The sequence below is a fragment of the Paenibacillus sp. FSL R5-0923 genome (assembly GCF_038009145.1).
Lineage (GTDB): Bacteria > Bacillota > Bacilli > Paenibacillales > Paenibacillaceae > Paenibacillus_AQ.
In genome coordinates, this window is sequence record NZ_JBBPAT010000001.1 from 5,431,037 (window position 1) to 5,453,866 (window position 22,830).

Genomic DNA, 22,830 nt, shown 5'->3' on the forward strand with positions numbered 1-22,830 from the left:
GAGACCGAATGATTTGCTTATGTACAGATATTCTAAGGTTTATTGCACTCGAAGCCCACTAGATAATATCTCATAAAGGGGTTGATACAAACACTCAGAAGGCGGTACTAGGTAAGATGTTGGGATATGAATACGTCCCACGAAGTCTAGTCATTTGCTTTGATTAGCGTATAGGATGAAGAATTAAATAGTGTCTCTCAACTCCTAATAGGAGTAAATAGCAGCACGAAATCTTCAAAAAATACACAAAGTAGGAGATAATCAGATGAAAAAACCTCTTATTAAGAAAGCGTTGAGCTGTGTTCTTGTTGGCTCCACTCTTTCTACTGTTTTGATTACAGGGCAACCAGTACAAGCTGCCTTGGGGTATTGGCCTGAACCATTGCCGATATCAAATGAGTACTATTTGCATAATGAAACATTGCAGCCTTATGGGGCAGCATTCCAAATCGACGAATTGAAAAATTGGACTCCTGATAATGACCCCGATGCCCGATATAATCGGAGTGCTGTTCCTCTGGCAAAAAGGTGGATGGGACCATCCGTCAATCCTAATGCATCACGCGATGCAAGAATAATCCCTCTTAGTGGTACAAGTGCACGTGCAAGCCAATCACCGTCACAGGGTGGCGATGGCGCTTACACATATGCAATGACAAATTTCCAATACGTTGATATCAACAATTATTGGGGAGGCTCGTCAGCTGAGGGGCCAATTGCTATACCGACACCAGAGCATATAGACTCTGCACATAGAAACGGTGTAAAGGCAACTGGAACTATTTTCATCCCTTGGGGTGACAGTGCATATGGTGGTAAGTTTATTGATCAGTTGGTGGAACAGGACGCTAAAGGTAATTTTGTTGCTGCCGATAAATTAGTTGAAATTGCTCAGTATTATGGATTTGATGGTTTTACCATTAATCAAGAATCAAGTTCAAGTCCAGAGAGCATGGCAAAACTTAAAGAGATGCTCGCATATATTCAGGAGAAGAAGCCAGATAACTTTACTATGGCTTGGTATAACGGGAAAGGTCAATTAGGTGAATCTGACGTTAAAAATTGGATGCAAGATGGGGATACACGCTTAAATAACGACTGGTGGCTTGACATGAGCTGGAGAAATATTAATGCTTCAATTAAGTCAGTCGTAGACGCTGGTAGAAGCCCTTTTGATATCCATGCGACATGGGAGAACTTCCCTTATACCGACAAAGGTGCTGATGTTACTAATCTAATTGGTCCCGATGGGAAATTAAAAACATCTCTCGGTATTCTAGGGCCTAACGCAACACTCATTAGCTCTAAGAGTATCGATGATTTTATGAACCATGAAGACCTACGTTTGTGGACAGGTCCAGCATTCGATCCTAGAGATAAAACACGTACTCTCGGTGTTTTTCCTGGATTTTCAAATCTTGTTGCAGACCAAACACCAATTATAGGAAATGAATTTGCAACAAATTTCACAGTTGGTAACGGTAAGAAATTCTATGAAGACGGTATTGTTACTGGTAAGGAAAAGGGTTGGTATAACCGTTCACTAACGGATATAACACCAACTTGGCGTTGGATTGTTGATAGTAAAGGTTCTAAGCTAGCTCCTAATTTTGATTATGAAGATGCTTGGTGGGGAGGATCATCGTTAAAGTTATCAGGTAATCTAGACGCAAATCAAGCAAATCACATAAAGCTATACAGCTCACAGTTAGAGATCACTGATAATAGTAAGATAAGCATCACATATAAAACACCTGCTTCAGATGTCGATGTGTATGTTGGTTTATGCTTTGGCGATACTTATGACGATAGTAATTTCGAATTCTACCCTGTTCCAGCTGGTACAGAGAAGAATGGTTGGACAACCTCTACTATCGACCTATCAAAACACGATAAAAAAGCAATTGCGATATCATTGAAAATAAATGCAAATGAGGATGTTAAGGACTATTCTATAAATATCGGAAGACTTGCATTTACAACAAATGAAGCTGCTCCTGCAGCAACATCTGCAATTACACTTGATGATTCAATATATGTAAATGATACAACAGCAGAAGCAAGAATATATTGGGATAAATCTGCCAATGCGTCACTATACACCATCCATCGCGTATACGCTGATGGGACAAAAGAATTCATTGGCGCAACACCAAGTGATGCTTTTTATTTAGGTAGATTTGTAAGAGACAATGAAGAAGCACAGACTACTTTCGAAATTACATCATACAGCGCTAATGGAACAGTTGGCGGGGTAAAAACATTCAATTTCAACTGGCCAGCTGTTACGGGTGGTTTCGAAGTAGCGCAAGTAGAAGGTACTAATATTGCGTTGAACGTCCCGGTCGTTGATGATGGCTCTTTTGACCCTGGGGGCAAGGTTGACAAAATTAACGATGGTGTTATTCCAAACAGTAAATGGGCTTCAGGTAAAACAATTGCATCTGCTTACTTCGACTTGGGCAAAGATATGGATATTAGCCGTTGGGTTGTTAAGCATGCTAACGTTGCCGGTGCAGGTGAGGGCGTAGATTTTAATACCGACACGTTTGATTTACAGTATGCGAAAGATGATAGACAACCTATTTTAGATCCTAATGACCCTACTAGTAAGCAGAGAGTTATAAAATTAAATTACACAAAAGTCGATGAGGTAATCGGAAACCGTCAAGACGTTACCGACCGTGTACTTGATACTCCTATTACAGCACGTTATATTAGGCTTCACGTTACAAAAAGTGATAACTGTCCTTGGCATGCAATTCGTATCTATGAATTTGAATTGTATGAGAATCCTTATGTCCCTCATTCCACAGCCTTGCTAGACCGCAATGTAACAGTGAAAAATAATGTTGGAGCAACTGATTCTGTAGTTTTAGACAATGTTGCAATGCCTATCGGATCAGGGGGAACGGTTGCAGATGATACAGGTATCGTGAAAATCTATGACAGCCTGAAGTCTGACCAACCAATTGCAGAGGTAAAAGCTACACAACCAAACAATAAATACAAGCAGCTTAATCGTGGAGTGGCTTCTTTTGAGAATTTAACATTAATTCCTGAAGGCGGCAGATTGTATTACACAACTAATGTAAATGGAGTGGTGAGCTTACGTTCTAGTATTGAATATGCGCCTGAAGTTGGAACGGAAATTAAGCTACCAACATCAATTAAGCTGGAGCATTCTTTAATGGGTAACCAAACACGTAGTAAGTACGGTGTGTTTACCTTAGAAGGATTAGATGTTGGGACTTCTATGAAGATTTATGAAACTGCTGATTCACAATCACCTATTTTACATTCACAGCAAGTAGAAGAAGGCCAAGATTTCATTAGGCAGGCAAGAGTTCCGTTGTCCAAAGATGGTGGCACGCTGTATTATGAACTGAAACAATATGGGAAACCTAACTCAGGACGACTAGAATATACTTATGATCCTACTAATGAGCTTTATGTTGACCAAGCTTCTTTGAAGGATTTAGTCAATCGTTATAGTAATTTGCATGAAGCCAATTATGTTCCCGCTACATGGGGGCCATTCTCAATAGCTTTAAACGCTATTAAAGCAGCACTATCAACAGCAGTTACAGCGAGTGACGCAGAAGGATATAGAGCTGCATTAGAAGAATCGGCCTTAGCACTTCGTAGTATTGGAAATATTCAAAGACTTAAAGAAGTCTGTAACGAATATGAAAAAACATACACTGAAGATCAATATACAGCTGATAGCTTTAAACTCTTTAGTGATGTTTTAGAAAAAACTAAAGGTATTATCAGTGGAGTAGAATCTTCTACAATAGCTGTAACAAAGACTGAACTTGAAAAGTTAAGGTTTGATCTTGATAATGTGGTAAGTCGTTTGGTAGAGGGTGGAGACCACGTAGTTGATTCTGTAACCATAACCCCTAACGATGTGGATGGAAAGATCGGAACTACACTAACATTTAAAGCTAAAGTCGCAGGTAATGCTGGTGATACCGTTATTTGGGATGTGTACGGTAACTCAAGTCAATATACTACCATCAGTGACGGGGTACTCCGTGTTGCTGCTGACGAAGAAATTGGTGGTGTACTGACAGTTAAAGCAACTTCAACGTTTGATACAACAAAATCAGGAATAGCACAAGTGTTAGTAGTAAATGAACTACTTCCAAAAGTAATCAGTGTTACAATCCCTGACCAAGTTGACTTCGTTGAGGCTGGTAAGATTCAGCAATTCACTGCTAATGTGGCAGTAAAAAATGACGCATCAACATCCGTTACATGGGCTGTTTATGGTGCTGAAAATGTCGATACTAAAATTTTCAACGGATTGCTGATGGTTAACGAAAATGAAACAGCAGATCAGCTTACAATTAGAGCAACATCTGAAGTTGATTCGACGAAGTTTGCTGATAAAACGATTAGAGTAGTAAAAGATACAGATGAACCTTACACGATTACAGTTGGTGTTATGACTAATGGTTCAGTAACATCAGATCTATCGACAGCAAAACCAAGTCAAACTGTAAAATTGACAGTAACACCTGATGCTGGATATCAACTAAAAACAGGTTCTCTGAAAGTAAATGGCAATGTGATACTCGAAGATACATTTACAATGCCAGCTGAAGATGTAATAATTACTGCTGAATTTGAGAAGATTCCTGGAATAGAGCTTGTAAGCATTCAAGCACCGACAGCGATAACCGGATTGCCTAACGGAACTCTAAAGACAATCGCTGATCTTAAGCTACCTGCTACCGTTGTATTAGTAACTAATAACGGAAAAATGAATGCAGTTGTAGCTTGGGATGTGAATTCTGCTGATTACGATCCTTCAGTCAAGACAGAACAAACGTTTACAGTAAATGGCGAAGTAATATTGCCTTCTGACTTGGTAAATACCAATAGTATTTCATTGAAAGTAAGTATCGGAGTTACCGTATTAAAGAAACAAGTGGTTTCACCTCCAGTTGTCCAACCTCCATCAGGTGGTGGTGAAGTTACAACAAAGCCCGTTCCCGTTTATGAGACAACTGTTTCTCAAGGCAAGGTAACAACTGTAACTTCTGTGAAAACTACAGATGAAAATGGAATAGCAGTTACTACAGTACCTGGCAAACTGATTGATGATGCTATCACAACAGCTGTATCAAAAGCTGCTGATCAAGGTGTAAATACTGAAGTAGCAATTAAACTGGATGTGGACGCTCCATCAAATGCTAAAGCAGTCAAAGTTACATTATCAAATGAATCCTTGATGAAATTCACATCTAATACGGCGGTTACCTTAACAATATCTACGCCAATCGGAACAATGACATTTGGTCGAAATGCGATATCAAGCATCTCCGATCAAGCAACAGGAACTGTTACCATTACTGCTACGAAGATGGAACCATCAACATTAGATGCTGATTATCAGCACAAAGTTGGAGATAGACCCGTTGTGAATTTCGATATTACTAGCGGTGACAAGACGATATCGGAGTTTAGTGGAAACATAACAGTAACAATACCTTATGCACTTAAGTCCGATGAGAAGCCAATTGCAGTTGTAGCTTACCATATCAATACTGCTGGCCAACTTAATGTGGTGAAAAATGGTGTGTATGATGTGACAACCCAAACACTAACATTCAGTGTACCTCATTTCTCGCAATATGCTGTAGGGTACAACAATATTGAATTTACCGATGTTGCAGCCAACGCTTGGTACAATGATGCCGTAAGCTATTTAGCAGCAAGAGACATAACCAATGGATTAGGTAATGGGAACTTTGGTCCTGAAACAAAAGTTTCCCGCGCACAATCTCTGGTAATGATAATGAAAGCTTTTGGTATCAATCCAGATCAAAACTCTGAAAACAACTTCGGTGACGCTGGAAACACGTACTATACTGGGTATCTAGCAGCGGCAAAGCGGTTGGGTATAACAGATGGTGCGGGCAATAACATGTTTGCACCTGAAAAAGAAGTTACACGACAGGAAATGTTTGTATTGACATATAATACGCTTAAGAGCATTAATGCATTGCCGACCGGAACTACTCCAAATGAACTGAAAAACTTTAAAGATAGTGATACAGTATCTGCTTATGCAACTGCTGCCATGACATACTTTGTGAATAATGGAGTTATATCTGGATTAAACGGTAACCTCTTACCAGTAGATAAAGCAACCAGAGCGGAATTTGCTCAGACACTCTACAATATTATGACAAAGTAAATTGCAATGACTAACAGAATAGACTAATACAAGCTATGACAAGCACACCTAATCTTAATTGTGAAGGTGTGCTTGTTTTCGTTTGCTAGTACTTGACGCTAACGTATATACGGGGTCTCTCTCTAAAACCTTATGTAATCTCTTAATTACTAGCTTTTTCATAAATTTCGACATTACTTGTGATAGGGTTCTCCGCGCTAGCTGAAACTGCAAGTTTTAGGGCCATCCCTTGCGGAATGGCCCTTTGCTAGATAGCAGCACGTTACGCCAAGTGCATAAAAATAGTCTCCATTGCCCCCCAAGGTGCCTCTTTCTCATCTACCTTCTTGAAACCATATTTTTCGTACAAATTAACATGATCACTGACAAGGTATACTTTATCGAATTCAAGTTCCTTAGCGTATGCCAAGGCAGATAAAATCAACTTTTCACTTAATCGATCGCCTCTGTACTGCTCTCCCACAAACACAAACCCGATATAAGGTGTATAGGAAACATCAGGTATGCAGTCTGTTTTTGCTAAAGTGCAATAGCCAGCAATACGATCACCATCTAATGCTGCAAAAACTCTTTCCCAGTCTGAAAAATGGAATTCTTTCATTTGTTTAGCTAAAGTAGTTCCTGCTTTCCATGAACAATTCAGCGCATACTCAGCAACGACTTGCCATAACTTATCGCTAGAATTAAGCGATTCTATTTGCATAAATACTCCCTTTCTTATAGGCAACTAGTCGCTAAATTACCTTTTTTCTTTTATTTTACTAGTCGCTCTCCGTTATCCAAACAAGCGTTCCGTTCTTATTCATAACTGTACAGTATAACACTTGATATGAACTAACATGGTAAAATATGATTATATTTAAACACAACTTCCTGTAAGCCTAAAACTGATTCAAGCAAACTTTAATACATATAGGGAGCCAGATGACTCATCCTTCTGTGAACCAAAAAAGCTCTCAACAGCCTGTTGTTTCCGACTTGCCTAATACGTAGCCAATCCCAAACCCATACCCTGCAAAGCGCCCTACCAAGCCTACTTCCAGATTTCCCGATAAAACTTGCAGTCACTTATGGTACGGTTCACCCTGATTTATCTTCACCGCGGTACATCTGTTCCAAGCTCTAAGTGAATGAACCATAACATAATTCACATCAGTTGTATGGTTGTTATTAAGCAGATTGCGGGGACCATTTATACAGCACGTTCTCTCATACACTTTCGTCCTGCATAATAACCATAAATAAATATCATTACAAAGACGAGGATGCCTCTGAACCATGCGTCAGTAAAAACCATCAATGATGGCATCCCAAGTGCAAATATTAACAATAAAATCCAGTTTATATAGGAGCGTTGGAATCGTCTTTTAAGAAAACCTTCAGAAATAATATTATATAGAACCATAAGGTAGGACAATGAAGCGAAAATCAAGGAAATCAAGAAAATTTGTTCCGTTACTGTCGCGGCGCTATCAATTAAAGCGATGAGCAGTATAAGTAATAACAAAAATACAAAATTAAGTAGGTATAAATAAAAGGAATTCCAAAAGGTGCAATCTTCGTTTTTATGTAGTATTCAACACTTGCGGCTATATTTTTATCACTCTTGAATGTTACTGGATCAACTTGTTTAAATTTCAAACTATAGATTTCCTTTTCTATATCTTTATGTAATTCAAGCAACATCTCCCTTTTTAAAGACTCATTAGTTGTCTGTTTAAACTTAATGAATAATTTTAGTAAATCATAAGGAAGGAGCGAAGAGGCTTTAGATATCTTTTCAGCTACTGTAAAAAGGTCACTTTTTTCATTGAGGTATTTATATATTCCAAATTCAATGTCAGAGTAGATATCAAGAGCCTTATCTACCCGTTGTTGATTAGATTTACTGTTTTCAAGAAAGTTGCTTCTTAGCTCCTTATACATCCAAAAAAACTAATACTGTAACTATAATTGATATTGCAGCGGGTGTTGAATCAGGAAATAAGGTTCTTAAAAACTCGATAAAATAACTCATTAAATCACTCCTTTTATTTACAATTACGCTTGATATATCATTTAGTTCCGTTGATACCATACCGACTAAAAGAGCGTATTTTAATATTCCACTATTTTATTGAAAGGTATCGACTAACAAAAAAAGCCTTCTTTCGAAGGCGGTGTAATTAAATTCTTTCTGCTATTAGGATTAAACGCTATTTCAAATTGCTACACTACGCGGAAGCGGAACTGCCCCACTTCACATCAAACAGATGATGTAGCGTAGGATATAACGGTGTATCAGCTTGACGGTCTTCCTGCAAGAGTAAGTAAAGGTCCAGCTTCGTATTATCTTCACCATTAAGTGTGCGACTGTTCATCATGCGAAGCAATAACTGATGCACGCAGTTCATTGTTGCTGGATGTTCCGGATCCGTCCAGTTGCGATTGGTTTGAAAGAAAACATCCTCGTATCTGTGTAGGATAATCCAGCACAACTCGGTCTGTTGGTCCGAATCTAATGATTCTGGGAATAACAAAGCTCGAAAAAGGGATGCATCATCCATGTTGTGGCCGGCCATAGACAACCAGGATTGAATTTCTTGGAAAGTAATCTCGAAATTGACCATGAGGTAAGTATCACTGAACTGCAGATTAACCAATTGTGTATTCATTAATAGGTCCCCTTTATATAGTCTACGTTCATCACATAAAATTCTCGTTCATTGGGTGCATAAATGGTTACTCTAATTGCTTCTGGGATGTCTTTTATCTCAATGATTGGAGCTTGCGCTTCAGATGAGAGTACCACACGATCGTAATTTTCAAAATTAATTATTGGGTTTCCGGTTGTGGGATCGTTTATGGTTTCATAAACGGTATAATACTTACCGTCCATACGTTTTTCTTGATGGGTTTTAACTGCCGGCCCACCATAATATTGACTAATCCCAAAGGTCACAGTAATTAAACTACCAGCCCCACCGTCCCCACTGCCTCCTCCAACAAATCCGATATCAGTAAAGGGTTGGCCGTTGCGGGGTCAATCCCTTGATTCATATCTAGCGAAGCTAAGTTTTGTTTTCGGATAATCGATTTCAGTTTGTTGGCATACTGACTATCCGTCGCATAACCAGCTCTTTGGAGTTCGTTAGCAAACTCATAAGGATTTTCTTTGGATAATGCGAAACGATAACGGCTGTTTTTAAGTAGGAAATCCGAATGGTCAGCAAAAGATCCTGCTACGCTAGAGTAGCTCCAGAATTTTGAAGTCGTGGGCACACGTACGCCATCCACTTCTTCATGTGTTCTTGCCAAGCAATAATCACCTTTATATGATTTATTCGCTTTAATACCAAACAAATTATAATTGCATACTGCGTTTTTTCCTATGGATTCGTGGGAATGAAATTTAGGGAAATCCTCCCCAATTTCATCGATATTACGGTCCTGATTTCAACAATTAGGGGATTTCTCCCTTTAAATTCACCTAATTAGCTCATAACAGCGGATTTCAGGCGATTTATAGGGAGAAATTCCCTAAAAAGCTTAAAATCCAGCGAAAATCAGTAATTTATAGGGAGGTTTTCCCTATAAATCAAACAAAAACACAATCTAAACACTCGCTCAAGCACAAACTTTTTTCATCTACACCCAATTCGATAATTACTCCTCCCAAAACTAAGTTTCTTTACGATAGAGCCTCACCGTTTCCTTCAGGGTATCAAACGACCAACCTCATCCAGCCCTTAGCATAATTAGAAACTTTTCCATGGTTGTGATGGACGAAAAGAGAATCTCGTATTTCCATTCTTTATGTACAGATGTTAATCAATTACTGGTTTTTCCTTCGAAAATATCATTATCAACATTAAAAATATTAAAATTAGTTGGATACCCAAGTAACTAACAGGAAATAGATAAATAAGCTCTATCTGAGGAATATCAAATTCAATGAAACCAGGATTTGCAGATTTTTTCCCTTGATATTCTTTTAAGTAAAATAGAATTCTCATGCTAGGTAAAGTACTGATAACTAACCATGCAATATTGTACCTTAGCTTCCTCGTCTTTAAAGCCCTCATGCAAGAAATATATGTAAGAAATATTGGTACTGAATACATTAAGAACATCTGGTTTACTATTTCTTCATCCCAATCTTCAGTTTTCAGCTTCAAAAAATAGATAGTTATAAAATGCAAAAATACAACAATTAGAACTTGCAGAATCGCTTTAATCCTAATGTTCTTAAATTCACTTTTCACTATACCACCTCTTTATTTAGTAACAGTTCTGAATACCGATAGATTAATCCTCTATTTTCAATCTGTAAAAAACAAATAAAAAAGGAGCCGCGTAAAGAACACGACTCCCTCTTAATTAAACCGCATCAATAGCGGCACTTATGAATGGTGATTAGCGATAAACTGCTGTTCACGTACTTATTTCTTCGCAATATGCACTTTAAGCTGCTTGCCCTTCACCGTCGTCTCTCTCATCGCTTGCAGTACCATTGCACCTTTACCGTTCAAAATATCCACGTAGGTCACATTGTCCTGAATCGAGATAATACCGATATCTTCTGCAGATATACCCTCAAGCTTTGCGATTGTGCCGACAAAGTCCACGGCTCTTAGCTTCTTTTTCTTGCCGCCGTTGAAGTACAGCTTCATGATCTCTTTGTTCAAGCTTTCGCTTTTGTCCTTCTTGCGGACAGGCTGCTTGTTAATCTTCTGCTCGAAAGCTTCCTTCGCGTAAGCAACGGCATCATCCGAAGGAGCTTTCATGTTCGGGATGCTAAAGCCAATATAGCCTTCAATGTCCTTCACCCACTTTTGCTCATTTGGAGTGACAAAAGTGATCGCTTTGCCTGTCTTACCTGCACGAGCAGTTCTGCCTGTACGGTGCACGTAGCTTTCTTTTTCCAGTGGAATATCGTAATTAATCACGTGAGTGATGTTCTCGATATCAATGCCTCTTGCCGCTACATCGGTAGCGATTAGATAACGGAACTGCCCTCTTTTAAAAGCATTCATGACCTCAAAACGCTCGTCCTGCTCCATTCCCCCGTGGATCTTATCACAGGGATATTCCAAATCAGCCAGCCCTCTAAATACCGCATTCACCTGTTCTTGTGTACGGCAAAAGATAATGCAGCTATCCGGATTCTCCACCTTAATAATATCGCTCAGTAGCGAGAACTTAGCAGCTTGTCTCACTTCGATCAACGCATGTTCAATTGTAGCGGTTGTAATTCCACTTGCTTGAATCTCAATTTCCGTTGGATCGCTCATATATTTCCGGCACAAATTCTTAATCACTTCCGGTAATGTAGCGGAGAAAACACAAGTCACTCGTTCTTTTGGCAGCTGCTTAATGATCTTTTCGATCTGTTCAATGAACCCCATGCTCAGCATTTCGTCTGCTTCATCGATGATCAAATACTTGATCCGATTTAGCGGAAGCGTACCTCTTTCAATATGGTCGAACACACGTCCAGGCGTACCTACGACAACATGTGTTTTTTGAGTAAGCTCAATTTTTTGTGGAGCAAAAGGCTGCTTACCGAAAAGAGCCACGGCCTTAACCCGTTTAAATCGTCCAATGTTGGTGATATCCTCTTTCACTTGCATGGCAAGCTCCCGAGTAGGCGTTAGAATCAAAGCCTGCGGCTTATTCTCCACCCAATCCACCAAATCACAGACGGGGATTCCGTAAGCTGCCGTCTTTCCGCTACCCGTTTGCGATTTAACGATCAGATCCTTTTGCTGAAGAGCTACAGGGATCACTTTACTTTGAACTTCTGTTGGCGTCTCATATTTCAGGACATCCAGCGCTTTAATAATGTCTTCGTTTAACTCATAATCTCTAAATTGCAATTCACTCATCGTTCAACCTCTTCTATGCCGATTGTTCTGGTTAAAGCGGAAACTCCGCGATCCTTCATCTTGTGCATACTTATCATTATAACAGCTATTGGCTCCCTTGATTCCATTCCTTATAGAACTGGTCCAGATAATTAAGCATAAAATCATGCCGTTCTTCTGCTAACTTGCGTCCATAGGTTGTATTCATCAGGAATTTTAATTTTAATAACTTCTCATAAAAATGATTGATAGCCGTTCCTTTGCTGTAATCCCTGTACTCCTTTTGAAGCGATTCATCTCTTGGAGACACTTCTGGATCATAAGCTGGACGACCTTTCGCCCCTGAGAAAATAAAGGTTCTGGCAATGCCAATCGCACCAAGCGCATCAAGTCGATCGGCATCTTGAACCACTTGGCCTTCAAGCGTATGCATCGGTTCTCCCCCGCCACCACTAAAGGACATCGTCTCAATAATCATCATAATATGATTAATTTGTTGCTCATCTGTAAGGTTTGAAGAAAGCCAAGTACGTACTTTAAGCAAACCTTCTTCTTTAGACGGATTAAGCTTCTCGTCAGCAACATCATGCAGCAAGGCGGCCATCGTGCAAACAAATACATCTGCGCTCTCGATCTGGGCAATTTCAGCGGCGGTGTTGCGCACTCTATCGCAATGCCACCAGTCATGACCCGTAGTATCTTGTCCAAGTTGTTCTTTAACAAAATCTTCGGTTCGAGCTATAATTAAAGATTCATTCATCGTAGAAAAACTCCCTTTCCTTAAGGAATATCGAAGCCCTATTATAGCTGATAACTTGTCTATTCGCCCACAAGAAATCGAACAAATTATAAATTCTTGCTTGCACGACTCCAAATGATCGGCTATAATCGGCAGTAATCAAAATTTCGAAGGGAATTGGTTCTGATGAATACAAATACAATCATGCTGAATCAACTTCATTATTATCACAAACAGCGTTAGCACTCCTGAATTTTTTCAGGGAGGCTAACGCTACTCGCGTTGGCCTCCCTGCGGCATAGATCACGCGCAGGACCAAGAGGTCCTGCGCGTTTTTTTATTTTCTAAACTATGCCAATTCAAAGGAGCTACTAATGATGCAAAACATTAAAGGAACTTATGATTACTTCGGTCAAGAGCAAGCGCTCAGAAAGAACATTCAAAATACGCTGCAGGACTTGTTCGAGCTCTATGATTTTGAATCGATGGATACGACGTTATTAAATGAATTGGAGTTATTAACTTCAAAATATGCAGGCGGGGACGAAATTCTTAAGGAAATGTACCAACTTACAGATCAAGGCAACCGCAAGGTAGGGTTACGCTATGATCTGACCATCCCTTTTGCCAAAGTGATCGCTTTAAATCCAGGGATAGAGTTTCCCTTTAAGCGGTATGAGATCGGAAAAGTGTTCCGAGATGGACCCGTAAAACGTGGGCGTCTGCGTGAATTCCTGCAATGTGATGTCGATGTGGTCGGCATTTCCGGCCCTGAGGCTGAAGCTGAGCTAATGCAACTGGCTACCGAAGCGTTCCGCAAGCTAGACATTCCTATCATCCTAAAATGGAACAATCGACGTTTTCTCGGTGAGATTCTAGAATCCATCGGCGTACCTGCGGAAGAGCAACTATCCGTTATGCTTACCCTTGATAAACTTGAGAAAATCAACATTAGTGGAGTGGAGAACGAGTTCATTAGCAAGGGGCTAGAACGTGCAACCATCGCAGCGATTCTAGCGCTTATCGAAATGGACAATCCAAGCTTTGAGCAGTTATGCGACAAATACAATCTCACAACACAACCGGGTGCGTCAGAGGTTCTCATCCTACAAAATCTAATCCAAGACATTGGACTACAGGAGACTTGCCGCTTCGATCCTTTCTTATCCCGAGGTCTTTCATTCTACACAGGAACAGTTTACGAGATCTTTGATGCATCTGGTTCCTTTGCCTCAAGCTTGGGTGGCGGAGGCAGATACGACGCGATTATCGGACAGCTAGTGGGCAGAGAAGATATTCAATATCCTACGGTGGGGTTGTCTTTTGGTATGGAGTCAATCATGGCACTCCTAGCAGAACGACCTATCCAAGAAAATAAAGCAGCAAATGTTATGGTCATTCCCATTGGTGAGACACTACCACAAGCTTTGATTGCAGCAGCCGAGCTGCGTGCCTGTTCTATAAGAACGACTCTCGTATCCGGTAAAAGAAAATTAAAAAAGCAGCTCGCCACAGCTTCATCCAAAAACATCCGTTACGTTATACTGATCGGTGAAAGCGAATCAAGTGTTGATAAGGTACGTTTGAAAGATATGGTGGAACAAACAGAGGTTATCGTTCCGCTGGATGAAGCTATTTACCTCATCACTGGCTAAGCTGGTATTCGCTTAAAAAGATTCACATAAAAAAAAGACCCCGCCGACGGCCGGCGGGGCAAAGTTTATATTTAAGGGAGCTTATATATGTACTATAACCTTGCAAGCTTAATATTTTATGAATGACGGATAAAGATTCCCTTAATCCTACTTAGATCTTAAACCGATCTACCAGCCCTTGTAGCTCCTTGGCACTTTGGGTATTCTCGTCAGCCACCGTAACTTCATGGAATGTCTTCTCAACGATATCAGACGTCTTCACCGCAATATCCTGAATCCCAATAGCCCCCTCATTTACTGTAGCAGCCACTTCATTGACCGCTATAGAAATACTAGATACAGCCATACTTAGATGATCGGCCGCAGTCTCAAATTGATTCATCAGCAAATTCACTGTAGTAGCATCTCTGTTATATTGCTGACTTACCTCCGTTAACCGCTCATAGTCTCCAAGAACATTCTGGTCAATAAAAGCTAGTAACGCCTCTGAATTTTCCTTCATTAGTTCAACAGAAGCATAAACTCCTGAAACGACCCCTTGAATCCCAGCCGCAGTCTCTGACGATTTCTCAGCCAACTTGCGGATTTCACCAGCTACAACAGCAAATCCTCTACCTGCCTCACCTGCTCTAGCCGCTTCGATCGCTGCATTCAAAGCAAGCAGATTGGTCTGACTAGTAATCGATAGAATCGTATCCGCCAGTACATTAATCTCTGAGATCGCATTCGACTGTTCAATTGCTTTTTCCATATCGATACGAACAGATTCATACACTCGCTTCGCATTATCCGTAGACTCTATCGCCTCATCTTGTAACACCATCGCCCGCTCACTGATCTGCTTGGAAACTTCAGCGCCTTCCTTCACATTACTGGAGATCTCGGACACATTAATATCAATTTCAGTTATCGCTGCCGTCATCTCTTGTGTTGAAGCTGCTGTCTCCTCCATCCCTGCCGAAAGCTGCTGTGTAGTTGCCGAATTATCATGAGCATTCTCCCGTACATCTATAGACAGCTTTTCAAGAGTCTCCGCATTATCAAGCACCTTGGTCGAGATCATGATTAGACTACCCGCCATATCACGAAGAATAACCCGTGTTCGGAGCATCGCTATGGCTATCGTACCTGTTTCATCTTTGTTTTTCGTCAGATACTCGTACTGGGAGTCATACGTCAAATTCAGCTCTGCCGTTCTATTTATCAACTCTGTCAGTTTAGCAATCGGTGAAGAGATTTTTTGGGCAAAATATAAAGCAATCAACAATGCAATAATCAAACTTCCTGCACCCAGAAACAGATTAAAGCTTCTCATCTCATTCACAGGTTTTACAATTTCATCTAAATTTGCGGTTATCCCAAGCAACCAGTGGGTCTCAGGCATAACGGTATAGGCTGATTTTTTATCCACATCATTATATGTATAGCTAAGCAGGCTATCTTCTACTTTTTCACCAGATTTCACACGCTTCACCACAGCCATGATCTGATCATTGGCAACAGGTTGTCCTACTTGCTTCTTATCCGGATGATACAGTGTATTCCCATTCTCATCGAGAAGATAAGCATACGAAGTCGTTGTATTTACTACTTTTGCATCTGCTAAATACTTAATCATACTATCTGCGGAAACCGCTGAAGCTACATATCCAATCATCTTCCCGTTACTCTTAACCGGATGTACAAATCCTACCACATAAGCCCCAGTAGATTTCGATTTCAGCGTTTCGCTAATTACCGGCGCCGCAGTCTCCATTACTTTCTTCGTATAATTTCTATCACTGAAATCCGTACCTATAAGCTTAATATCACTGTCAGCCACAGCGATGCCATTCATATCACTGACAAAAGCATGTTCGAGGTTCCCAGCATCCTTCACAATTCCCTGAAGGCTGATATTTACCTCATTCTGTAGCTTACTCCCCTTGGCGACGCCACCATTCCCTGCTTGGAGTAATAATTCGACAATTTCCGACCTTCCCGCAATAAGTTCAATACTTCTCTGCTCCTTCGAAATCATAGCCGATATGGTCTGAGCTTTATTCGTATTGACCTGCTTCATAGAATTCTCAGTAAGGCTCACAATGGCCTGAGTTGACCTTAAATATGTAAAAACCCCCATTACTGCAATACATAATAGGGTCACACCTATCATCATAAGTGATAGTTTAAGACGAATCTTCATTTTCCCTCATCCTTCCGACTACTGTTCATTAGAGAACAATGCAATTGTAAATAATACAACTACTATCGGATATGATGATAAATTAGTGAATATTGACGAAGCGAAAATACGGAAAATATCAAAAAATGTCGAATTTTTGCATATAAATGCAGAAAAAACTAGTTCTACTAGTTCGGTCATCTTCTTTTTACTAGTTATTAAGACCTGTTTTATTTCTAAGATGAAATAGGCGGTTCTGACTGGGATGCTGAGGAAACTTGCGTAATTGCACCATCTGTTAAAGGGTGTTTAGTTCTGCTACGTAAAAACAGACCAGACATTGCAGCGAGAATTTGCTGGAATAACATTCCTGAAATCACAGGGAGTGCAACAGCCGGAGGAAAATATTTTACTGCGAGCACAGCTCCCGCGCTTAAATTACGCATGCCGGAATTAAATTGTACGGCCACAGAATCTTCGTAGCTAAAGCGGAAACGGCGCGATACCAATGCTCCGATTACATATCCGAGAACTACGGTTACGAAGGTTACGCCAATAATAATCGCTAATTTACTATCCGGGTGTTTCAGATAACGGGCAATGCTAGCACCATTAATAGAAACAACCATGAACAACCCAACCTTTACAAATGGGGAAAGCGGAGGTCCACATACCGTATTCACCTTGCCTTTTGTCCATTGATTCAGAAGCATCCCGACTACCGAAGGAATGACAACCATCCATAGGAGCCCTTTCATCATTTCCCCAAGCTGAATCTCCACACTCGCTCCCATGAGCAAATACAAGGTACCCGGAACGACAATCGGTGACAAGAGCGTATCGATCAGAATAAGTGCCAAAGTTAGTGCAATGTTCCCGCCGTATATAGATACCCACACCACGCTAACGACACCCGTTGGGATCGCAAACAACAGTACAAATCCTGTCACTGTGTAAGGATCTCCCGGAAAAACAGCACTTGCAACGAGCCAGCCAATGAGCGGCATCACGATATGAAGAATAATCATCAACACGATCAACTTCTGTGGTTTCAGCAGTACGCCCAGCAGATCCTTGAGATTGGATTTCAAGCTTCCGATCAATGTCATAAAAGCGAATATCCATGGGACGAGACCTGTGAATGGTAGCAGTCTGCTTTCATTAAGCACACCAACCACGATGGCAGTAGGTGTTAATAGTGGCATGATTTTTTCGAGAACAACATTGGATTTGATGAGTCCATTTCTTATATTCGTAAGCATGTGTCGCATACCTTATGTATGGATGTCATACATTCCTTATCCGCAAATTTAAGTTATAGCAGTCTCTATAAGCTTACAGAAATCATACAGGACTTTCCATTAATCTACTACACAAAAAAGGAACCAATTCATTAAATTGGCTCCATGTCGTAATTTTATAGCAATGCTTAACGATTTAAACCCCTTGCGGAAACAATGCGTCCAGTGCTGGGCATGGCAGTTTATCCAGGAACTGAGCCAAAGGCGCTGGCATGTTACTATATAAGTCCTTCAGTGAGGTTCCCTGATAAATGTTGCCAATAATAACGGGATGACATAATTCAGAGATCAGGATGTCACCATTGCCATGTAGATGAAGCTGTTTCTTGCCCTCTATGCAGTGTGGAAAATAAACGCCCGGTTGCTCCTCGAACCCAAGCGCATCCATAAACCGGTCCATACAAGTAAAATACAGGGTCGTATCCTCTTCCTTCATAGCGATCAGTTCACTCACAGCATTCTTTAATTGTTCACGGGCAGCTATAGACTTCCAACCCGTATGATCCATGATAATACTGTTCTGAATCTCATGTGTTCTAACACCCATCGCATATACGTGATCACTAATTTCCTTCATATTATCCTGAGTTTCGCTGAACAACAGCGTTTCCAGCACCGTATCTACACTAGTTGCCGCGAACATAGTAATGTTCTCTCTAATTTTCTCGTAGATGCTTGGATGAATATTATAATAACGAGAGAATGCGTCCGCTGTAGTAAAATTGAAGGAAATATGTATCGTCGTTAATCCTGCCGCGACCAATTGATCAATCCGTTCAGCATTTAAAAGACTGCCGTTCGAATTGAGCTGTGTCTGAATCCCTCTGGATGAGCAGTAGTTTACAATCTCCACACAGTCATCGAACTTTAATGTGACCTCGCCACCTGACAAGCGTACTCTTTTCAGACCAGGAAGCTCTTCAAGAATTCGGATAACCTCTTTAGCCTTGATGCTTTGTCCATCATTTCTATTATACGCACAACAATAATCGCAGCGAAAATTACAGTTCGAGGTAACTCCTATTTCTAAGCCTTCCAGCTCATAAGTAAGCGGTTTGTCTAGTTCCAATGCTTTATATATCATTCTCTAAAGTCCTCCTGAAAAATAATGATTTGATTCAAGGGTTCAATCTTAGAGATTATAAAGGTTTATGGCTTAGGTTAATGTGAGGTATATAACAGTCGAAGTGTGTTTGAGAAATCCAGGTCAGCAGCTTCAGTCGTAACTACGGGAATGTTTGGACTTCCGGAGACAGCCTATGCTTACGAAGTGAGCTTTCCTACGGAAAGATTTCGGGCGGTCGCTATCGCTCCTACAGCTCCAAACTTCCCTTCGTCACTACTCAGCTGATCTCATTTTTCGTAATGCTTTCCTTCTTCGAAAGAGTTGCCACCTGATGGTACCCAAACACTCTGGTGAATTTTCTTCTCATTTACGACTGAATAAATATAAATCCATCCTTCTTCGTTTTTAAATCTAACTTGTAAATGATAAGGATTATATTGTCTACCTGCTTGTCGACTAATTTCCCATTCTTGATTAGGGTATTTCTCCTCCAAATAGTGATTGAGTTTTTCTGTTTTTCGAGATACTTGATAATCAATCCAGTAGGGGCGAATAGCGAAGGATAGAAGCAAAAGTACAGTTATTGAAGATACTATAATTAAACCAGACCTCCTAATCTTACGGGGTAAAAACAAGGCTACTCCAAATATAATGAGGACAAAAACAACCGAAAATATGATTTCTATTGCTGTAATTGGATGCAATATAACCCTCCTCTGAATCAGGGTTCTTTCGAAGTCCATGATCCATTTACTGGTCTGAACCATTAATTTCCAGTATAATGCTTTATTGTAAGCAAACACAACTCATGCAGAACGCTTGAAAGGAGCCAAAAGATGAGGAATATCATCCTAAATTCACTCATTATACTAATATTCATATTTGTTACAGGCTGTACATCTAATGCCGATACGGTTGATACACCGCTGTACTCAGGGAAAAGCTTATTTATAGGTGTTGTTGGCGAGGTCCCTAAAATAAGAGAAGAACATGTGCACTTCACAAGTATTTCTTTTGAGGAGTTAGAAGATTATTCAAAGCTCTCTTCTAATTATGATGCTGTAGTTATTACGAAAGAGCATCTGAAAGAAGCGGACGACAACAAGTATGTTAAAGTATACACAAATGCAGGCGTTCCTTTCTTCTTTATTGGAGCTACGAAATCATTTATGCCGTTTGTTCTTGAAGACGTATCGTATGAGCACTATTCTTTAACAAATTTTAATAATGATATGTATGTCACAGGCTATTTCCATAATGGTGAAAAATTTAGATCTTGGGAATACGGGCTTTACAACGGCAAAGTAAATGAACCCAACATTAAAAATGTATATTCAGGGATGTTCACTACCATCGAGTCCATCAAGAATGGTACGTATGAATAAAAAAAGGGCTGCCAAATGGCAGCCCTTTTCTTTTGATAACGTATCATAATCCCGCCTACAACTCCACAGACTTGCCCATCTCATTCCAGACAGGCTGTCCAATCAAGCCCACACGCCAAATTGCAATCCCTTTAAGACCATAACGTTTAGCAAGTCCAACCTTGGAATTTACTGATGTTTCATTCTCACTGTATACGGAAATACCGAGAATCAGCTTATCCTTACTCACTTGCTGAAGTGCAAGCCGGATGCCTTCATCAACTAAACTCATCGGCTCTGGAATTTTTTTCTCTTGCAAATAATCATAAGCCATAATGACCAAATCGTCTGCGAGGCTTCCCAGCGTCTTGTAATCATAACCTTTATAAGAGCTGTTTAATGGATGAAGAATAACCGTGAGCTTAAGACCTGCTGCATGTGCTTTTTGAGACAAATTCTTCACAAAAGCATTGTAATCGGCTTGCACCTTTGCTTTATCTCCCGTTAGACCCAGTCCTTCGAGATCCAGCGTGATGCCTTGGAATCCCTTTTGTGTAGCCAGTTCAATGATTCCTGTAATCGTCTGCTCTTGAAGCACTTTATCTTCCAGATTCTTCGTGAGCTCCGCTGCAGTGTCACCAGAAAAGACCATCAGATAAGGCGCTGTGCCACCTGCTGCTGCATTCGAGATAATAGACTCTGGGGTTACATCCCCAGCTGCTTGAGGCCATCTAAAGTCAGTGCCTGTCGTGGTGAATTGTCCACTTTTATCAATCCCGCTCCACCCAAAAGCTACAGCATCAAAGCTAGGAAGTAACGAAATTTCACTGTATGAGCTAAGCGCATAAAAGCCCAGCTTATACATATCCGTCTTTGGTGAAGTGATCGATACCGTTTTGGTTGCTTGATCCCAAGCTACGCCCGCACCAAACTGCTGGCCGAAAAAGCTGAGTGGAATCATCGTGTTATTACGGATCGTTTGCGGGGCAACCCCTAGCTTCACAACTTCGCCGTTTACGCCTGCATTTTTACTACCAAGGGTCAACGTTACCACTTTAGTACCCGCTGTATCCGTCTTGGTCGCGGTAATTTTCTTAAGCGCTTGATTCCACTCTACGTTGATCCCCAGCGCTTCTGATATCGCCCGGAATGGAACCATCGTCGTTCCGTTCATCACAACAGGCTCTACTGGAAACGGCAGTGCATAACCATCCAGCACAATACTAACTCCACCTGCGGGTGCTGCTTGTGTAGTGTTTTGGAATAATGCCGTGGTGCCGCCTAGCGAAATCGCCAGACATAAAACCAATTTGCCAATCCGTTTGTTCATGACTGTTAAGTCTCCCATCTTCCATAATATGAAGTGTAATCTCTTAAACTCTTTATATGTCTTCTACCATTTTACCAAAGATTATCCAATTGTAAAATTAATAGATTGTCATTTATGAGTTTCGAAATTATTATTTTTCATATTAGTAGAGGTCGACAAAATTACATAAACACGCTCAAAAAGGTTCCCACTGCTCGTTCAACATCTACATCCACAGCAACTTGTATGGGTTTACCCACTTTTGGCAGAGCCCGCAAATCCGCTACGACCATTCCCGATGTAAACTCACCTTTGTGCTCCACACGAACATTCATTTCTTTATAGGTTACTAGATCTGGTTGCAGCGCAACCATAAGCGCGAGCGGATCATGCAGCGGTGCACTGTTAATCAAAAAGTTCGCTTCACGATAGAAATTAAAATAATGAGTGAGCGATTGTTCCATAAACGAAATGATCTCTTTATTCTCTTCACGTCCAAAACGGTTTAATAAATCGATATGCTCTTGGGTAATCCGCGTCTTAAGCGTAACGTCTAAACCCACCATCATTACGGGAAGTCCAGATGTAAATACATGATCTGCAGCTTCAGGGTCTCCAGCAATATTCGCTTCTGCAACCGGTGTTCTATTGCCGGGATTGAAGATCGTACCGCCCATCACCACTACTTTTTTCAAAGTATTCTTAATACCAGGATCCATATCAAGCGCCATCGAAAGGTTGGTTAGATGTGCCAGTGTAACTAATACAATTTCTCCGGGATTCTCATTAGCCATCCGGACAATAAACTCTGATGCAGTTTCGCTAATGGGACGCTGGCTGGATGGAGCAATTTCCACATTACCAATACCGTTCTCACCATGCACATGAGTGGCGTAGCCTGAGTGCTCACGAACAAGTGCCTTGGATGCTCCGATAGCTACAGGAATCTCATAACCAGGCTTAGCAAGCTCAATCAGTCGCAGTGAATTGTCCGCCGCCTTGTCGACATCAATATTTCCAAAAACGGTTGTAATTCCTTCTACAATTACGTTTGGAGCGCGTAATGCATATAGAATTGCCAGTGCGTCATCAATACCTGTGTCTGCATCAATAATAATTCGTGTTTTGCTCATTTATGTTCTCTCCCACCCTGCAATGTCGTATGGATTATCATA

General features: G+C 40.6%; 17 protein-coding genes. 3 read left to right on the forward strand and 14 right to left on the reverse strand.

Features of this window, described 5'->3' with window-relative positions; translation table 11 throughout:
* Positions 1–265 precede the first annotated feature (265 nt).
* Positions 266–6,211, forward strand: coding sequence for an endo-beta-N-acetylglucosaminidase (locus tag MKX35_RS24505; RefSeq protein ID WP_076298563.1), 5,946 nt, complete (start codon positions 266–268; stop codon positions 6,209–6,211).
* A 262-nt stretch (positions 6,212–6,473) separates the two neighbouring features.
* Here MKX35_RS24505 and MKX35_RS24510 read toward each other — a convergent pair whose 3' ends face one another.
* The 8 genes from MKX35_RS24510 to MKX35_RS24545 all read right to left on the reverse strand — a co-directional run bounded on the left by MKX35_RS24510 (position 6,474) and on the right by MKX35_RS24545 (position 12,817).
* Positions 6,474–6,914: a GNAT family N-acetyltransferase gene (locus MKX35_RS24510; RefSeq protein ID WP_076298564.1), complete on the reverse strand. Its 441-nt coding sequence runs from the start codon at positions 6,912–6,914 to the stop codon at positions 6,474–6,476.
* 773 nt (positions 6,915–7,687) lie between these two features.
* Positions 7,688–8,137 (reverse strand): hypothetical protein, encoded by a 450-nt coding sequence (locus MKX35_RS24515; RefSeq protein WP_076298565.1) that lies wholly within the window; start codon positions 8,135–8,137, stop codon positions 7,688–7,690.
* A gap of 287 nt (positions 8,138–8,424) precedes the next feature.
* Positions 8,425–8,865, reverse strand: a complete 441-nt coding sequence (locus tag MKX35_RS24520; protein WP_076283214.1) for a hypothetical protein — start codon at positions 8,863–8,865, stop codon at positions 8,425–8,427.
* A complete protein-coding gene (locus MKX35_RS24525) occupies positions 8,865–9,152 on the reverse strand; it encodes a hypothetical protein (RefSeq protein ID WP_076298566.1) in 288 nt (95 codons plus the stop codon). The genes MKX35_RS24520 and MKX35_RS24525 overlap by 1 nt, the downstream gene beginning before the upstream one ends.
* A 5-nt stretch (positions 9,153–9,157) precedes the next feature.
* On the reverse strand, positions 9,158–9,631 hold the full coding sequence (locus MKX35_RS24530; protein ID WP_081382749.1) for a glycoside hydrolase family 73 protein: 474 nt from the start codon (positions 9,629–9,631) through the stop codon (positions 9,158–9,160).
* Between the two features lie 386 nt (positions 9,632–10,017).
* Entirely contained in the window at positions 10,018–10,455 is a 438-nt protein-coding gene (locus MKX35_RS24535) for a hypothetical protein (protein WP_076298568.1), read from the reverse strand.
* 177 nt (positions 10,456–10,632) lie between these two features.
* Entirely contained in the window at positions 10,633–12,078 is a 1,446-nt protein-coding gene (locus MKX35_RS24540) for a DEAD/DEAH box helicase (RefSeq protein WP_076298569.1), read from the reverse strand.
* A gap of 85 nt (positions 12,079–12,163) precedes the next feature.
* Positions 12,164–12,817, reverse strand: coding sequence for an HD domain-containing protein (locus MKX35_RS24545; RefSeq protein WP_076283219.1), 654 nt, complete (start codon positions 12,815–12,817; stop codon positions 12,164–12,166).
* A 353-nt stretch (positions 12,818–13,170) separates the two neighbouring features.
* Between MKX35_RS24545 and MKX35_RS24550 the strand changes: the two genes are divergently transcribed.
* Positions 13,171–14,451, forward strand: a complete 1,281-nt coding sequence (locus MKX35_RS24550; protein ID WP_305953472.1) for a histidine--tRNA ligase — start codon at positions 13,171–13,173, stop codon at positions 14,449–14,451.
* A gap of 151 nt (positions 14,452–14,602) precedes the next feature.
* On the opposite strand, the gene MKX35_RS24555 is transcribed toward MKX35_RS24550, so the two are convergent.
* The 4 genes from MKX35_RS24555 to MKX35_RS24570 all read right to left on the reverse strand — a co-directional run bounded on the left by MKX35_RS24555 (position 14,603) and on the right by MKX35_RS24570 (position 19,686).
* Positions 14,603–16,636 carry a methyl-accepting chemotaxis protein gene (locus MKX35_RS24555; RefSeq protein ID WP_076298571.1) on the reverse strand — a complete coding sequence of 678 codons (2,034 nt, stop codon included), beginning with the start codon at positions 16,634–16,636 and terminating at the stop codon, positions 14,603–14,605.
* A 215-nt stretch (positions 16,637–16,851) separates the two neighbouring features.
* Entirely contained in the window at positions 16,852–17,877 is a 1,026-nt protein-coding gene (locus MKX35_RS24560) for a bile acid:sodium symporter family protein (RefSeq protein WP_076298572.1), read from the reverse strand.
* Between the two features lie 175 nt (positions 17,878–18,052).
* Positions 18,053–19,000: a radical SAM protein gene (locus MKX35_RS24565; protein ID WP_076298573.1), complete on the reverse strand. Its 948-nt coding sequence runs from the start codon at positions 18,998–19,000 to the stop codon at positions 18,053–18,055.
* A 269-nt stretch (positions 19,001–19,269) separates the two neighbouring features.
* Positions 19,270–19,686, reverse strand: a complete 417-nt coding sequence (locus MKX35_RS24570; RefSeq protein ID WP_076298574.1) for a hypothetical protein — start codon at positions 19,684–19,686, stop codon at positions 19,270–19,272.
* 132 nt (positions 19,687–19,818) lie between these two features.
* Between MKX35_RS24570 and MKX35_RS24575 the strand changes: the two genes are divergently transcribed.
* Positions 19,819–20,367, forward strand: a complete 549-nt coding sequence (locus MKX35_RS24575; protein WP_076298575.1) for a hypothetical protein — start codon at positions 19,819–19,821, stop codon at positions 20,365–20,367.
* 55 nt (positions 20,368–20,422) lie between these two features.
* Here MKX35_RS24575 and MKX35_RS24580 read toward each other — a convergent pair whose 3' ends face one another.
* Positions 20,423–21,676: a stalk domain-containing protein gene (locus MKX35_RS24580; RefSeq protein WP_081382750.1), complete on the reverse strand. Its 1,254-nt coding sequence runs from the start codon at positions 21,674–21,676 to the stop codon at positions 20,423–20,425.
* A gap of 161 nt (positions 21,677–21,837) precedes the next feature.
* Positions 21,838–22,788, reverse strand: coding sequence for a nucleoside hydrolase (locus tag MKX35_RS24585; protein ID WP_076283227.1), 951 nt, complete (start codon positions 22,786–22,788; stop codon positions 21,838–21,840).
* Between the last annotated feature and the right edge of the window lie 42 nt (positions 22,789–22,830).